This is a genomic window from Streptomyces sp. 2114.4, assembly GCF_900187385.1.
GTDB lineage: Bacteria > Actinomycetota > Actinomycetes > Streptomycetales > Streptomycetaceae > Streptomyces > Streptomyces mooreae.
Map to the genome: position 1 here is coordinate 1,592,967 of NZ_FYEY01000001.1, position 13,031 is coordinate 1,605,997.

10 protein-coding genes and 1 pseudogene are annotated in these 13,031 nt (G+C 72.0%); 4 read left to right on the forward strand and 7 right to left on the reverse strand.

Going from position 1 to position 13,031, the window contains the following annotated elements:
• Nucleotides 1-64: 64 nt before the first annotated feature.
• The 3 genes and pseudogenes from CFW40_RS06945 to CFW40_RS06955 all read right to left on the reverse strand — a co-directional run.
• Nucleotides 65-823 (reverse strand): annotated as a pseudogene (locus CFW40_RS06945) (MFS transporter); the annotation flags it as partial.
• A 111-nt stretch (nucleotides 824-934) separates the two neighbouring features.
• Nucleotides 935-2,446: a CitMHS family transporter gene (locus tag CFW40_RS06950; RefSeq protein ID WP_088796958.1), complete on the reverse strand. Its 1,512-nt coding sequence runs from the start codon at nucleotides 2,444-2,446 to the stop codon at nucleotides 935-937.
• A 218-nt stretch (nucleotides 2,447-2,664) separates the two neighbouring features.
• On the reverse strand, nucleotides 2,665-3,351 hold the full coding sequence (locus CFW40_RS06955; protein WP_088796959.1) for a TetR/AcrR family transcriptional regulator: 687 nt from the start codon (nucleotides 3,349-3,351) through the stop codon (nucleotides 2,665-2,667).
• A 223-nt stretch (nucleotides 3,352-3,574) separates the two neighbouring features.
• On the opposite strand from CFW40_RS06955, the gene hmgA reads away from it, so the two are divergent.
• Nucleotides 3,575-4,924: a homogentisate 1,2-dioxygenase gene (gene hmgA, locus CFW40_RS06960; protein ID WP_088796960.1), complete on the forward strand. Its 1,350-nt coding sequence runs from the start codon at nucleotides 3,575-3,577 to the stop codon at nucleotides 4,922-4,924.
• A gap of 16 nt (nucleotides 4,925-4,940) precedes the next feature.
• The gene (locus CFW40_RS06965; RefSeq protein ID WP_088796961.1) at nucleotides 4,941-5,687 is read left to right on the forward strand and encodes a GntR family transcriptional regulator; all 747 of its coding nucleotides are present in this window, start codon (nucleotides 4,941-4,943) and stop codon (nucleotides 5,685-5,687) included.
• 546 nt (nucleotides 5,688-6,233) lie between these two features.
• Here CFW40_RS06965 and CFW40_RS06970 read toward each other — a convergent pair.
• A complete protein-coding gene (locus tag CFW40_RS06970) occupies nucleotides 6,234-7,625 on the reverse strand; it encodes an MFS transporter (RefSeq protein WP_088796962.1) in 1,392 nt (463 codons plus the stop codon).
• A 218-nt stretch (nucleotides 7,626-7,843) separates the two neighbouring features.
• Between CFW40_RS06970 and CFW40_RS06975 the strand changes: the two genes are divergently transcribed.
• Nucleotides 7,844-9,106 carry a type ISP restriction/modification enzyme gene (locus CFW40_RS06975; protein ID WP_088796963.1) on the forward strand — a complete coding sequence of 421 codons (1,263 nt, stop codon included), beginning with the start codon at nucleotides 7,844-7,846 and terminating at the stop codon, nucleotides 9,104-9,106.
• 265 nt (nucleotides 9,107-9,371) lie between these two features.
• Here the strand turns inward: CFW40_RS06975 and CFW40_RS06980 are convergent, their stop codons facing one another.
• From CFW40_RS06980 to CFW40_RS06990, 3 genes are all read right to left on the reverse strand, one after another.
• Nucleotides 9,372-9,635 (reverse strand): hypothetical protein, encoded by a 264-nt coding sequence (locus tag CFW40_RS06980; RefSeq protein WP_088796964.1) that lies wholly within the window; start codon nucleotides 9,633-9,635, stop codon nucleotides 9,372-9,374.
• Between the two features lie 271 nt (nucleotides 9,636-9,906).
• A complete protein-coding gene (locus CFW40_RS06985) occupies nucleotides 9,907-10,713 on the reverse strand; it encodes an SGNH/GDSL hydrolase family protein (protein ID WP_088796965.1) in 807 nt (268 codons plus the stop codon).
• A 254-nt stretch (nucleotides 10,714-10,967) separates the two neighbouring features.
• Complete coding sequence (locus tag CFW40_RS06990) at nucleotides 10,968-11,678, reverse strand: YoaK family protein (protein WP_088796966.1); 711 nt, start codon at nucleotides 11,676-11,678, stop codon at nucleotides 10,968-10,970.
• A gap of 233 nt (nucleotides 11,679-11,911) precedes the next feature.
• Here CFW40_RS06990 and CFW40_RS06995 point away from each other — a divergent pair, with 233 nt between their 5' ends.
• Nucleotides 11,912-13,024, forward strand: coding sequence for a DUF5925 domain-containing protein (locus CFW40_RS06995; protein WP_088796967.1), 1,113 nt, complete (start codon nucleotides 11,912-11,914; stop codon nucleotides 13,022-13,024).
• The last annotated feature ends 7 nt before the right edge of the window (nucleotides 13,025-13,031 follow it).

The window sequence follows — 13,031 nt, forward strand, 5'->3', positions numbered from 1 at the left end:
CCCCGGCCCGGCCTCGTCGGTACCCGAAGCGGGCACCCCGCCCGCGCCGGGTGCGGTTTCGCCACCCCGCACCCCCGCCCGTACGCGCCGCCATCGCGCCCGAGGCCAGCAGCAGCGCCCCGAGCAGGACGAAAGGCGCCGCGGTGCCCGCGAGTCCGGCCAGCAGGCCGGCGGGGGCGGCGACCTGGCCGAGCCGGTTGCCGGTCAGGCGGAGCGCCAGTGCCGTGCTGCGGGCCCGGTCGGGAGCGGCCTGGACGACCGTCGTCATCGACAGCGGCTGGCCGACGCCGAGACAGAAGCCGAGCGCGAGGAGCATCGCCGCCAGTGCCGCCACCGGAACCGGCAGCACCAGGCCCATGCACAGCAGACCGGCCAGCGCACAGCTGCCGGCCATCAGCGCGGTGCGCCCCAGCCACCGGATCATCGGCGTCATCACCAGCCGGCAGGCGATGGTGGCCGCGGCCCGCAGGCTGAGCAGCAGGCGCGCTGCGGCGGGCGACGATCGACTGGGCACCGATGACGAAGCAGAGGTGCCCCAGCCCCATCACCCCGCTCCAGGCGGCCATCACGGGCAGCGAACCGGCCAGACCGCTGAGCGCACAGCCCCCCACTGATCAGCGCCACCCCGACGACCAGCAGTGGAGCACAGCGGCCGTGGTCGGTACGACGGCCGAGCGGGACGGCGACGAGCAGCGGGAGCAGGGCGTAGACGGCAGTGATCACGCCGATGGCCCGCTCTTCCCCAAGCTCTCAACTACGTTCGAGCAGGGGAGACCCCAACCCCCAGCGCGAGGGCCCGGTAGGAGACGGCAGGCCTGGCCATGCTCACCGCTCCTTGGGCGAAGGAGAAGGTGACGACCAGGCGCAGCAGCCAGCTCCTGCCGGGCCTCGCGCTGCCGGTGACGGTGCCGGCGCCGTTGTGGGTGCCGGTCTTCTAGAGGATGCCGAAGAGCACACCGGCGCCCAGGACCACCAGGGAGGTCAGCGCGGCCCACTTGACGGTGAACTTGGTGTGGTCACCGAACTCGACCTTGGCCATGCCGACGAGGACGTAGACGGCGGGGACCAGCGGGCTGGACATGTGCAGGGCCTGTCCCACGAGGGAGGCACGGGCGATCTCGATGGGGGCCACGCCGTGGGCGGCGCCGGCCTCGGCGAGGATCGGCACGATACCGAAGTAGAAACCGTCGTTGGACATGAAGTAGGTCAGCGGGATGCTGAGGACGCCGGTGACGATGCCCATGTGCGGGCCGAGCGCGTCGGGGATGCCGCTGACCAGCCAGCGGGCCATGTGCTCGACCATGCCCGTGCCGGTGAGCACACCGGTGAAGACGGCGGCGGCGAAGACCATTCCGGACACATTGAGCACGTTCTCGGCGTGCGCGGCGACGCGGGCCTTCTGGTCCTTCATGTGCGGGAAGTTGACGGTCAGGGCGAGGGCCGCGCCGAGGAGGAAGAGGACCGGGATCGGCAGGGCCTGCAGGATCAGCAGGGTGAGCAGCGCGACGGTGAGCGCGGCGTTGAACCAGTAGAGCTTGGGGCGCAGGGTGGCCCGCTGCGGGTCCAGGACCTGGAGGCCTTCGTCGGTGTCGGTGCGGGTGCCACCGTCGCTGTGGCTGTCGCTGTCGCTGTCGGCATCGGCGTCGGCCTGGCTGGCGGAGCCGGTGCCCGCGCCGCCGGTGCCCCGCTGCGCACCGCCGCCGGCGGTCGCCGTGCCACCGGCGCCCCCCGCGCCGCCGGCACCCGCGCCGACCAGCACCTGCTCGGTCTCCTTCGCGCTCTCCCGCTCGTCCGCGGCCCCGGCCACCAGCCGGGTGTCGCCGAGGGTCAGCGTGCCGAGCCGCTTGCGCTCGCGCCGGCCGAGGACGTACGCGAGGGCGAACACCGCGACCAGGCCGACGGCCAGGGCCGGGATCATCGGGACGAAGATGTCGCCGGCGTCGAGCTTGAGAGCGGTGGCGGCGCGGGCGGTCGGTCCGCCCCAGGGGAGGGTGTTCATCACGCCGTTGGCGGTGGCGGCGACACCGGTCATGACGACGAGGCTCATCTTCAGCCGCTTGTAGAGCGGGTAGAGCGCCGAGACGGTGATCATGAAGGTGGTGGAGCCGTCGCCGTCGAGCGAGACGATCGCGGCGAGCAGGGCCGTGCCGAGCACCACCCGCACCGGGTCGGCCTTGCAGAACCTCAGGATGCCGCGGACGACCGGGTCGAAGAGCCCGACGTCGATCATCACCCCGAAGTAGATGATGGCGAACATCAGCATCGCGGCCGTGGGGGCCAGGTCGCCGATGCCCTTGAGGACGTAGTCGCCCAGGTGCGCGCCCTGTCCGACCAGGACGCAGAACAGCGCGGGGATGAGCACCAGCGCGGCCATCGGTGACATCTTCTTCATCATGATCAGCGCCAGGAAGGCGGCGATCATGACGAATCCGAGGATTGTCAGCATTAGGGGTACCTCACGTTCGCCCTTGAACAGCTGCCGGGGGGTGGCAGTTCAGGCGACGGTAGGTCCCCTTAACTTTTGTTAACAAGGTCTTGACACGCGAGCAATACGAGCAAAACCCCAGGTCAATACGGATCTCACCGGACGGGCGTGCGCACAACCGGCAACCTGCCGCCGACCGGAGCGCCGGGACGCGGCACCGCCGGAGCCCGGCCGACCCCTCACACCTCCACCGTCTTCCCCTCCGCCGTCTCCCCGTCCCCCGAGACCGCCGCGTCCAGATAGCGCGCCAGGTAGGCCCGGAGCAGTTCCTTGGTCTCCGTGACGATGGCGGGGTCGCCGGCCGGGTCCGTGCGGAAGGCGAGCTGGAGCAGCGCGTCGGCCGTCTCGACAGCGACCAGGAAGGCGGTGCGCAGCCGCTCGTCGGCGGTGTCCAGGCCGAGCGGGCCGGCGAGGAGGGCGCGCAACCGGTCGGCGACCTCGTCATTGGCCTGCCGGGAGGCGTGCGGGGCGGGGACGGTGAACTCCACCAGGGCGAAGCCCGGCATCGTCCGCTTCATGGCGAGGTATTCGTCGACCACCACGTCCATCGCGTGGCGCCACTGGAGCGGCCGGCCGGCCGGGGCGGTCAGCCGGGCGGTGATGCGGTCCGCGTAGGCGTCGAGATTGCGCCGGGCCAGGGCCTTGGCCATGGCGCGCTTGTTGGGGAAGAAGCGGTAGACGGAGCCGATCGGGACGCCCGCGCGGCCGGCCACGGCCCGGGTGCTCAGCTCGTCGTATCCGGTCTCGTCCAGGACTTCGGCACACGCATCGAGGATTCTGGCCAGCCGCTGGGCGCTGCGCTGCTGGACGGGTGCACGGCGCAGGGAGGCGGGCGGGGGGCCGGGGCGAGGGGTCGGCTGCTGCACCCGTCCATCCTGCCCGCCGCCCCGACGGGCGTGAGCGCCATCGCCGCGATCCGGCCCACCGGAGCCGGCCACCTGCTGACCGCAGCGAACCGGCCCCGTCCGGCCGCCCCGGCATCCGACCGACCGGCGCGATCCGGCCGACGCGGCCGGGAGCCTCCGTTGACGCCCCCCGACAGCAATCCTAAGGTCTTGCATAGGATTCCTTGAGCGGCGGGAGCACGCGATGGCAGGCACGGGCAACGAGCAGGCGAGGAAGACGGCCGAAGGGCTGGCGTACAGCACCGGCTTCGGCAACGAGCACAGCTCGGAGGCCGTCCCCGGCGCGCTGCCGGTGGGCCGCAACTCCCCCCAGCGCGCACCGCTCGGCCTGTATGCCGAACAGCTCAGCGGGTCCGCTTTCACCGAACCGCGCGGCCACAACCACCGCTCCTGGCTCTACCGCATCCGCCCGTCCGCCGCGCATCCGCCGTTCGTCCGGGCCGGGCAGCGCGGCGTCCGCTCGGCGCCGTTCACCGACTGCACCCCCGACCCCAACCGGCTGCGCTGGAACCCGCTGCCCGCGCCCGCCGGCCCGACCGACTTCCTGGACGGGCTGTGGACGCTGGGCGGCAACGGCGACGCCACCCAGCGCACGGGCATGGCCGTCCACCTCTACAGCGCCAACACCTCCATGGAACGGCGGGTGTTCGGCAACGCGGACGGCGAGCTGCTGATCGTGCCGGAACGCGGCGGGCTGCTGCTGCGCACCGAACTCGGCCTGCTGCACGCCGAACCGGGCGAGGTGGCGTTGATCCCGCGCGGCATCCGCTTCCGCGTCGAGCTGCTGGACACCGCACCCGACGGCGGGCAGAGCCCGGCCGCCCGCGGCTACGTCTGCGAGAACTACGGCCGCCCCTTCCAGCTCCCCGATCTGGGCCCGATCGGCGCCAACGGGCTGGCCAACGCCCGCGACTTCCGCGCCCCGGTCGCCGCCTACGAGGACGTCGAGGGCCCCGTCGAGGTCGTGAACAAGTTCTGCGGCCACCTCTGGACGGCCACCTACGACCATTCACCGCTGGACGTCGTCGCCTGGCACGGCAACCACGTCCCCTACGTCTACGACCTGCGCCGCTTCAATGTCATCGGCTCGATCAGCTACGACCACCCCGACCCGTCGATCTTCACCGTGCTCACCGCGCCCTCCGACACCCCGGGGCTGGCGGGCGTCGACTTCGTGGCCTTCGCGCCGCGCTGGCTGGTCGGCGAGGACACCTTCCGGCCGCCGTACTTCCACCGCAATGTGATGACCGAGTACATGGGGCTGATCGAAGGCGCCTACGACGCCAAAGCGGAGGGCTTCGTTCCGGGCGGGGGCTCACTGCACAACATGATGTCGGCGCACGGGCCCGACCGGGAGACCTTCGACCGGGCGAGCGCCGCCGAGCTGCGGCCGCAGAAGATCGACGACGGACTGGCCTTCATGTTCGAGACCCGCTGGCCGCTGACGCTGACCGAACAGGCCCGGGACGCCGGCCATCTGCAGCGCGGCTACGACGACGTATGGCAGGGTCTGCAACGTCATTTCCGCCCGTGACACCGGGGAACGCCTCGTGACCACCTTCGCTCCCGACTCGCTCGCCCTGAACCGCAAGCTGCCGCTGTGGTACCAGGTCTCGCAGTCGTTGCGCGCCTCCATACTCGGCCGCTCGCCCGAGGCGCCGCTGCGGCTGCCCACCGAGGACGCGCTCGCCGCACACTACGGCGTGAGCGTGCTGACCATGCGCCAGGCCCTCAAGGAGCTGGAGGCGGAGGGCCTGATCAGCCGGCACCGGCGCCGTGGCACCTTCATCGAGCCGAGCGCCCGGCGCGGTGCGCCGGTGCGGCTGCTGGGCTCGGTGGACACGATCGTGGCCCAGCAGTCCGGGATGAGCACCGAACTGCTGGAGCACGGACCCACCGCGGTCCCGCCCGAACTGTCCGAGTATTTCCCGGACATGGCGGAGGTGGCCGGATTCCGCCGGCTGCGCAGCGACGAGGAGACCGGCGAGCCGACCAATCACGCACACAACTACGTACGCCCCGAGGTCGCCGAGCGGATCGATCCGGCGGATCTGCTGCGCTGGCCGATGACGAAGGTGCTGCGGGACGGGGTGGGCGTCCGGATCAGCCGGATCACCGACAGCGTCGAGGCCCGCCTGGCCGACCCCGAGACCGCCCGCCTGCTGCAGGTTCCGCTGCTCAGCCCGATCCTGCACTACACGGGGGTCACCTACGGTGAGGATGGCGACGTGGTTGATGTCGCCCGGATTCATTACCGGGGCGACAGGTTCTCTTTCACGGTGACGCTTGAGGCGTAGCCGCTGCCCACGTTTTTGGCTTTCCCGCCGTGGGGGTTTCTCTTGCTTTCGCCTGGCGGCGGGCCGGGTCCGCTGCGCGGGGCTGTGGGTGCGGTGACGGACCTCCGGGGCAGGGGTGTGGGACTGCTTCGCTTTACGTCCCACACCCCCGCCCCTCCGGCCCGTCCCCTCCCGTGGGGGAGTGAGTGACGGTGAGTGGGGGCGCGCGAAGTTCGTAGCCAGTTCACTTCACTGTGAGTGACACGTGCACCGGACCACCTACCTGCACTCCCACCTGACTTTTCCCACCCCTCCACGGGAGGGGACGGGTCGGAGCGGGTGGGGGTGTCCGGACGTAAAGCGAAGCAGTCCGGACACCCCCACCCGCGGAGGCCCGTCACCGCACCCCGACAGCCCCGCGCAGCGGACCCGCCCCGCGCAGCGGACCCGCCCCGCGCAGCGGCACGGCCCGCCGCCAGGCGCACGCGCACGCGCAACGACGGGAAAGCCAAAAACGGGCCAAGGCAAAGCGCAGCGAACCGGCGGGGCAGCCAAAACCGGAGGAGCTCAAATCCGTTCCAGGCTCCGCCCGGTACTCCGCGGCCCCAGCAACGCCACGTCCACGCACAGCAGCAGCATCAGCCCGGCCGAGCCGGTGAATACCGCGGCCGGGCCCAGGTCGTTCAGCACGCTCAGTGCCACGAACGGCAGCACGACCGACGTGAGCCGGGACAGGGAGTAGGCGATGCCGATCGCGCTGCTGCGCAGGGCGGTCGGGAAGATCTCGGTCTGGTAGACGTGGAAGGCGTTGGAGAAGACATTGCTGCACACCGTCAGCAGGAAGCCGAAGGTGACGACGGCCCAGGAGGCGGTGGCGAAACCGAAGGCCAGACCGCAGCCGACGATACCCAGTGCCGAGGCGATGATCAGCGTACGGCGTTCGATCCGGTCGATGAGCGGGACGGACAGCGCGGACCCGACCGGATAGCCGCAGAAGCTCAGCGCCGCGTACAGCAGCGACTCGGTGACGGTGTGGCCCTTCGCGGTGAGTACCACCGGTGCCAGCGACCCGAAGCCGTAGTAGCCGACCGTCTGCAGCACCTGGAAGATCCACCACATGACGGTGCGCCGCCGCTGGTCGCCCCGGAACATCTCGGCCAGCGGCACCTTCCGCTCCGGTACGGTCTCCGCCTCCGGCACCGACGGCAGGCTGCCGCCGCTCTCCCGGGCCACCCGCTCCTCCAGCCCGGCCACGATCCGTTCGGCTTCCTCGCCGCGCCCCTGCACCACCAACCACCGCGGGGATTCCGGGAGTTGGCGGCGCATTACCTGGAGGAACCCGGCGCCCAGCGCTCCGGCGACCAGCAGCCAGCGCCAGCCCTCGACGCCCAGCGGCTGATGGGCGGCCACCAGCCGGGCGCCGAGCAGCGCGGCCACCGGAACGCCGAGGAACCCGAAGGTGTACGCATGGGCGATATAGCGGCCGCGTACCGCCCGGGGCAGGAACTCCGCGAGATAGGTGTCGGCCAGCACGAGTTCGGCGCCCAGCCCCAGACCGGCCAGGAAGCGCAGCGCGAGGAACCAGGACAGGTCGGGGGCACAGGCGCACAGCAGCGAGAAGACCGAGTACGCCGCCAGGTTGATCAGGAACATCCGGCGCCGCCCGAAGCGGTCGGCGAGCACCGAGAGCACATTCGCGCCGACGAACATCCCGAGGAAGCCGGCGGCGATCACCCAGGACTTCGCAGTGGGCCCGAGGTGCCACTGTTCGGCGAGGGCCGTGGCCAGCACTCCGCCGAGGAAGATCTCGTAGAGGTCGAAGAAGGCCCCGATGCCGACGACGAGGGTGATCCGGCGGTGCCACCGGGACGGCGGCAGCCGGTCCAGCCGTGCGGCGGCCCGGGTGCCGGTGGGGGTCCCCCCGCGCCGTTCAGGCGTGGGAGAGGTGGTGTCCGTCATGGCGGTCCTCCCCTGAGCAGGTCCCGGCGCGCAGGACGGAGCCAGGTCCGCACCGCGTGGTCGGGCGTACGGCGAGGACCGTACTCCGCCAAGATCAGCAAGCGGAAGACCGCCTTCCCGGCCGCCCCGGCGGTGGAGGTGGCCTGCGGATTCGATGTCGCGGCCGGCCCGGTGGATACCATGCCGGGGTCAACCGAACGGTCCGGGAGGGGCTCCGCGTGACGGCGAAGCAGGACGCGCCACGGCTGTCCGATCTCATGCCCTGGTCCGTGGCGCCGCTGCGGCTCGGCCGCTCCTGGGTGCTGGCGCCGGACCCGGCCACGCTGCGGGCCCGTTGGGCGGCGCTGGTGGACGCCGAGGACGCGGCGGCCCGCGAACGGCTGTTCCGGCCGTCCCGGGCCCGGACCCTGCACTCCGCCGTCGGCCAGCTGCCGGGCCAGGCCACGGCGACCGAGCGGCTGTACCGTGCGGGCGGCCCGTGCCCCGAGCCGGTACGGGTGACGCACGGCCCGTTCGACCAGCAGTGGCTGCTGCCCGATCACCGGCTGATCGACGGCGCCCGGCCGGAGTTGTGGCGGGTGGCGGACGAACGGCAGCTGTTCGTGGTCGAGTGGGGGCCGGTGCCGCAGGTGCCCGGCCCCGCGGTGGTGTGCTCCGCGCTGCTGCCCGACGGGCGTTCCCCGGCCGGCCGCCCCGGACGGATCCGCCCGTTCTACCGGCGTCCCGGCGGACACGAGCCCAATCTCGCCCCTGGCCTGCTCACCCTGCTCGGCCGCCGCCTGGACCGCCCGGTGGCGCCGACGGACCTGCTGGCCTGGCTCGTCGCGAGCGCCCGGCACTCCCCCGACGGCTGCACGGTGCCGCTCACCGCCGACCCGGAGCTCTGGGACCGCGGCGTCGCCCTCGGCGAGCGCCTGCTCTGGCTCGCCACCCGGGGCGCCTACGCACCCGGGGCGGACGGCGCGCGCGGCGGCGAGCGGCCCCGGATGCCGGGCGGCCGGCGCCCGTACGTGCGCTCCGCGCTCCCCGCCCGCGGACTGCCGCAGGAGGTCGCCTACGACCCGGCCCAGGAGGCGCTGCTGCTCGGCGGCGGCCGGATCTCACCGGTGCCGCCGGGCGCCTGGGACTTCCACGCGGGCGGCGTACGCGTCCTGGAAGCGTGGCTGGCCGAGCGCACCGTCACGGCCGCGGCGGGTACGGACGCGCCCGAGGCCGGCTCGCTGGCGGCGCTGCGCCCCGCCGGCTGGCCGCAGGAGTGGACCTCGGAGCTGCTGGAGCTGATCACCGTACTGGCGCTGCTGTCCGAACTGCAGCCGCGGTGTGAGGAGTTGCGGCGATCCGCGGAGGACGGCGGTCCGCTGGTGACAGCCGGCGAACTGCGGGCAGCCGGCATCCTCCCGGCGCCAATCTCCGCGCACCGCCCGGCCTCGGTGCTCGATCACCACGAGGAGGGCCCGGAAGGGCAGTTCGCGCTGCTGTGAGTCCGGCCGCGCGAAGGGCCCCGGAGGCCCCGTAGGCACACAAAACCACCCGCTGCCGGGCAACGGGTGGTGGGGAGTGCTGTGCCGGCCGGGTGGGGACGGGGCCGGAGCAATCGAGCGGGTGCCTCACGGCATCGTCGGGGCAAGGGTTCCCGCCCCGGCGAGCACACCGACGAGCTGCCGGCGCCCTGAGTCTGACGAGCGATCGGACCGCGGTGCCGCGCCGGGACGGTGTGATCGCCCGAGATGCCGCTTCAGCAGCGGATCAGCCGTGACCCCCGAACAGCGAGCGCCGCAGCCTGCGCAGCGGCGCGAACAACGACACCCTGGCGCCGCGGCTGTTCCTCGCACGCGAATGATCGCGTGCGGTGAGCTCCTGCATCAGCGAGGTCGCGCCCTCCACCTCGCGCTGCGGAATGGCGGGACCACCCAGCACCGCGAAATGGCGGTCGAGACGTGCACTGGACGCACCGCTCCCGCAATTGATGGCAGGGACTCGCGCCCTGCTACGCACTGTTATCTGTTCCATGACTCTCCCCACCCTACGAGGGCACCCGGCCCGGGCAGGGTAACCCTATCTCTCTCGGAGGACACGCGTGCAGACCGGTCAACGGATTCACCTGCCTCGCCTTGACGTTGACGAACACCATACGGAATGTCACGTACGCCGCATGGGCCAGGGCGAGTTGAGCGTCATCGGGCTGCCGCCGGGGGCGCGCGGGGCGCCTGACGGGGCGCCAGGGTGCACGGGGAGAGACCGGAATCTCACTGCCTCTCCCCGGCGACCGGCGAGCGGGTGATTACGCAGCGGAGGCGAACACCGGCAGATAGCCGCCGGACTGCCCGGTGGCGGTGGGGTGGTAGGACTCCAGCACGGGGAGGGTCACGCTGTGCAGCCAAGCGCTGCCGGAGCACAGCTCATGGCCGGAAAAGGTGGCGTTGACATCGGCGAAGGTGAAGCCGTGGTCGGCGGCCCGCTTGGCGGTCACGCCGTTGATGTCGTCGGCGGCCGCGTTGATCGCGGCACGGGACTTCTCGGAGAGGCCGGCGATACAGCTTCCGCCGAGCTTGTAGAAGCGGGGGTAGCCCACGACCACCACATGCGCGGCCGGGGCCTTCCGGGAGATGGCGCTGTACACCCCGTCGAGCTGACCGGGCAGGGTGGTGTCGATGTAGGTCCTGGCCTGCGCCACCCGGGACAGGCAGGCGCTCTCGCCCTGGAGTGCACAGGTCGTCATGGTGTCGGCGAATCCCGCGTCGTTGCCGCCGATGGTGATGCTGACCAGGCCGGTGGAGCTGTTGAGCGGGGTGAGCTGGCCGCCGAGAACGTCACCCGTTCGGGCGCCGGAACAGGCGGTGAACTGGAAGGAGGAGGGGGAGTGCGCGGCGGCCCACAGGGCCGGGTAGGCCTTGCTGCTGCGCTTGCAGGAGCCGCTGGCACTGTCGTAGCTGCCGGCCCCCACACCGGAGGAGTAGGAGTCGCCGAGGGCCACATAGCCCGTGGCGGTGGGGAGTTGAGCCGATACGGCGGCGCTCGCGCCGGTGAGCGCGAGCGTCATGGTGACGAAGAAGGCGGATGTCAAGGCCGCACATCGGGACAGTCTCATGAAACCTCCCTTAGCAGGGTCTCTGCCACTTTCGTGGTAGCAAAACTCACGGGTAGCCGGAAGTGTCCATGCCAAAATTCGTCGGCAGTTCACGGCAAATATCCCGATACGTGGGGATGTTCGCCCTCCGCCCTCCCGTCACGGCCCCCTGCCTACGGGGGCACGGGCCTTCCTCCTCGCCGGGGCTTCTCCTCGCCGGGGCCGCTCCTCCGCCGGTCCCGTCCGCCTCTCCGGGCCGGTGTGCGGGAGGCCGGTCATTCCTCGGCGGGGCCCAGCCGGCCGGCGAGGCCGGGGACGAGGAAGGCGGTGGCCGCGATGACGACGGCCACCAGCAGGATCACCAGCGTCGGACGTGTCCCCAGACCGAGCAGTCCGGCGCCGAGCAGGCCCCCGGCGAACATCGCGGAGACCGAGACCAGCCGGCGGCCCGCCGCATGGCTGCCGTACCCCAGGCGCTTGTCGTGCCCCAGGGGTGACCCGCTGACCAGGGCCGTCATCGCCCGGGTCTCCACCGTCGTCGTGAAGTCGGGGGCGGCGGTCCGTATGGCGGTGACATTGCGCATGCCCATCGCCACCGCCATCAGCCCGACGACCACCAGGCGCCGGCCCGGCGGCAGGCCCCGGACCGGCCCCCACTCCCATGCGGCCGCCGCGGCCCCGGCCAGCAGCGTGGCCTCCGTGACCAGCGCGACCGGGAACCACTGGCGCCGCCGCACGGCCAGCGCCGATTCCCACCGCGCCCCGAGCGCCGCGCCCAGGGCGAAGGCGCCGAGCGACACCACCGTCGCCAGGACCGGCAGTCCGCCCTGACCGGCGATACCGAACCCGAGGAAGAGCAGATTGCCGGTCTGGGTGGCGGTGAAGACCTGACCGAGCGACAGAAAGCTGACGGCGTCGAGCACCCCGGTGGCCACGGTCAGGCACACCATGATCACCGTCAGGGCGATTCCGCTCGGCGGCTCCACGGGCACGGCTCCTTCCGGCGGTCACCTCGCCTCGCGGCACGTCCCCCCAGTCTCCGGACGGCCGGCCCGCGCCGGCGCCATTGCGCCGTCCGAGGGCGGCCCGGCGCCGCGGCACACCAGCCGGCGAACCACCCACTACGCCCGGGTTTCTGGGTAACAGTTCTGTTCTGGTGCGGGGAAAACGCCGGGATAATCCGTGTACGCGGCGGACGGCTGTGACAGATCATGGCGGCATGTGTGCCGATCACGTCCAGCCGTCCGCCACCGAGGATTCCCTTCCGCTCCGGCTGACCATGGACGACAGCGATGCGCCCGCCGATGTCGTCGACGCGCTTTTCCTGGGGCGATTCGCGAAGGGAGAACAGCCGTACGCCCGCGGCCGGTCCCTGGACCGGGTGAAGTCCGGCCTGACGCTGCTGCCGCCGGGCGCACGGGTCCTGCGCTCGGCGAAGGACGAGGACCGCAGCGCCACGCTCGCCGAGGGCGACGGTTTCACCCTGCTGGTCTCCCGCTGGAACCGCGGCGCCGATGTGACGGTCACCGCCGTCACCGACGAGCTGGCCGAGAAGGTGCTGGGAGCCGCCACCGACGGTGCGCAGGACGAACCGGAGCCACAGCCGGAGAACGTGGCCATGGGCTTCTGGTACTTCTCGCCGCGCCGCGGACCGCACCGCACGTCCCGGCAGATCTCGGCCGGCACCTGGGAGGAGATCCGGCCCAACTACACCGCGCCGGTGGCCGAGGCCATGGACCGGCTGATGAAGGTGGCGCCCGAGGAGATCGCCGGACGGCTGCTGTTGCTGCACGGCCCGCCCGGTACGGGCAAGACCTCCGCGCTGCGCACGCTCGCCCGCTCCTGGCGCGACTGGTGCCAGGTGGACTGCGTCCTGGACCCGGAGCGGCTGTTCCACGACGTCGGCTATCTGATGGACATCGCGATCGGCGAGGACGACAGCACCGGCAAGGGCCGCTGGCGGCTGCTGCTCCTGGAGGACTGCGACGAGCTGATCCGCAGCGAGGCCAAGCACGCCGCGGGCCAGGCGCTGTCGCGGCTGCTCAATCTGACGGACGGACTGCTGGGGCAGGGCCGTAACGTCCTGGTCGGGGTGACCACCAACGAGGATCTGGAACGGATGCATCCGGCGGTGATCCGCCCCGGACGCTGTCTGGCCCGGATCGAGGTCGGGCCGCTGACCCGCCCGGAGGCCGTGAGCTGGCTCGGCACGGAGCAGGGCATCGGACGCGCGGGCGCCTCGCTCGCCGAACTGTACGCACTGCGGCGCGGCACCCGGCCCGCTTCGGTCCCGTCGCAGGACTCGGGTGCCGATGCGGGGCTGTACCTGTGAACCTCTG

Excerpts from the sequence above, each read along its gene's own strand:
- CFW40_RS06950 (WP_088796958.1), bottom strand. The coding sequence starts at position 2,446 with ATGCTGACAATCCTCGGATTCGTCATGATCGCCGCCTTCCTGGCGCTG.
- CFW40_RS06995 (WP_088796967.1), top strand. The coding sequence starts at position 11,912 with ATGTGTGCCGATCACGTCCAGCCGTCCGCCACCGAGGATTCCCTTCCG.
- hmgA (WP_088796960.1), top strand. The coding sequence starts at position 3,575 with ATGGCAGGCACGGGCAACGAGCAGGCGAGGAAGACGGCCGAAGGGCTG.
- CFW40_RS06980 (WP_088796964.1), bottom strand. The coding sequence starts at position 9,635 with ATGGAACAGATAACAGTGCGTAGCAGGGCGCGAGTCCCTGCCATCAAT.
- CFW40_RS06985 (WP_088796965.1), bottom strand. The coding sequence starts at position 10,713 with ATGAGACTGTCCCGATGTGCGGCCTTGACATCCGCCTTCTTCGTCACC.
- CFW40_RS06970 (WP_088796962.1), bottom strand. The coding sequence starts at position 7,625 with ATGACGGACACCACCTCTCCCACGCCTGAACGGCGCGGGGGGACCCCC.